The organism is Bacteroidota bacterium, from assembly GCA_034723125.1.
Taxonomy (GTDB): Bacteria; Bacteroidota; Bacteroidia; order CAILMK01; family JAAYUY01; genus JAYEOP01.
The window spans coordinates 1-1,847 of the sequence record JAYEOP010000394.1 but is presented as its reverse complement, the minus strand read 5'-3'; the positions used below and the strand labels follow the sequence as shown (position 1 = coordinate 1,847).

At 31.8% G+C, this 1,847-nt stretch carries 2 protein-coding genes; both read left to right on the top strand.

Features of this window, described 5'->3' with window-relative positions; translation table 11 throughout:
* Positions 1-277, top strand: a 277-nt coding sequence (locus U9R42_10620) for a hypothetical protein (GenBank protein ID MEA3496477.1), incomplete at its 5' end; no start/stop codon positions are given.
* A 16-nt stretch (positions 278-293) separates the two neighbouring features.
* Positions 294-1,763 (top strand): hypothetical protein, encoded by a 1,470-nt coding sequence (locus U9R42_10615; GenBank protein MEA3496476.1) that lies wholly within the window; start codon positions 294-296, stop codon positions 1,761-1,763.
* Positions 1,764-1,847 lie beyond the last annotated feature (84 nt).

The following is a 1,847-nucleotide window of genomic DNA, read 5'->3' as shown; positions in this document are numbered from 1 at the left end:
ACAAGGAGTTATTCAAAACCTACAAGGAGTTCTTCAACAAAGAGTTATTCCAAACCAAATAAAAGTTCTTCAACAAGAAGCTACTCCAAGCCATCAAGTTATTCACGTCCAAGCAGTTCGAATTCAAGAAGCTCATCATACAAAAGCAGTTCTAGTTCTAGAAGTTATAGCCCAAGTAGTAGTTCTTCTTCAAGTAGTAGCAGAAGCTCTAGCAGTAGTAGTAGCTCAAGCAGAAGTTCTAGCAGAAGTTCAAGTGGTGGACATAGAAGATAAATAATTAAAATATTACAATTATGAAAAAGCTAATTTTAATCCTAGTTGTTTTACTAGGGACAGTAAAACTCTTTGCTCAATATGAGGTTGAAGCCTTATCATTTTCACAACGATTTCTACAATCGGATGCTCGTAGTGCCGGCATAGGCAATGCTTATGGAGCTGTTGGAGCAAATTTTATTTCTTCATCAATAAACCCTGCAGGTATTGCTGTTTTTCGTTCATCTGAATTTACATTGTCAAATTCCTTTTTTTATTCATCAACTGAAAGCAGTTATTTGGGAACAAATGTTAATGGACATAAATTCAATTACAATATTCCATCTTTGGGACTGGTTTTAACTCATGTAAATGAAATTGCAGGAAAAGCTGTAACAGAAGGATGGGTAAGCTACACTTTCGCAGGGGGTGTAAACCGAACAAATAATTTTCACAAGCGACTTAACATGACAGGTGTGAATAAAGAAAACTCTATTCTTGATTATTTTGTGGAATCGGCAAATGGCATAAGCAAAGAAAATTTACCTTTTGTAACCGGCTTAGTTTATGACTCATGGCTGATTGACAACCCTGATAATAATAATCCAACTGCTTACGTAAATGCTTTTACTGATTCATTACCTAACTTTCGCCAAACAAAATCGGAAATAACACGCGGATCTGCTTATGATATGAACTTTACTTTTGGAGGAAACTATTCAAATATAGTTTATCTTGGGGGAACAGTTTCTTTCCCTTCAATACATTATCACAGTATATCCGAATTTACTGAAACAAATTTAAATGACAATCCAAAAAATTACCATTCATCTACATTTAAAAGTGAAGTGGATGTAAACAGTGAAATAGGATTTAAAACAAGTATTGGAATTCTTATTAAACCTTTTAATTTTATACGTTTTGGTGGAAGTATAGAAACTCCAACATTTTATAAATTATCAGAATCCTATGAAGAATCTGTATTACCAAATTTGATGTTACACGATTCAAATATTATACAGTCCGGTATATTTTCTTATAATTTTTTAAGTCCATTTAGGTCAACACTTAGCATGGCATTGTTCCTAGGAAAATTTGGATTTATATCCGTTGATTATGAAATGTTAGACTATTCTTTAGCATACTATAGTTCTGATGATTATAGCTTTATGGACGAAAACAATGCAATTGAAACACACTATGGCAATGTTCATAATATTAGAGTAGGTGCTGAACTGAGATATAATATTTTTACTTTCCGTGGTGGTTATAATTTGTATGAAAGTCCTTATAAAGAAATTTTTAAACCTGATAATGCAGATGGTTCAACAGAGATTTATTCAGCTGGAATTGGTGTAAGAGAAAAAAATATTTTCTTTGACCTTACTTACCAAATGATAAAAAGAAATGATTATTACTTGCCATATAGTTTAAAAAAAGAAACTGTAGAAGGTGCTATAGAAAAGAACAAAATAAATAATATCATATTAACAATGGGGTTAAAATTCTAATACCAAATTAACATCAAAACACCCGATATAAATCATTTCTATTTCCCTTTTTTGTCGTTAAAAATTATTTCCGTAGCTATGGCT

Bases quoted from the DNA above. Each gene is read 5' to 3' on its own strand.
- U9R42_10615 (MEA3496476.1), top strand. From the start codon at position 294: ATGAAAAAGCTAATTTTAATCCTAGTTGTTTTACTAGGGACAGTAAAA.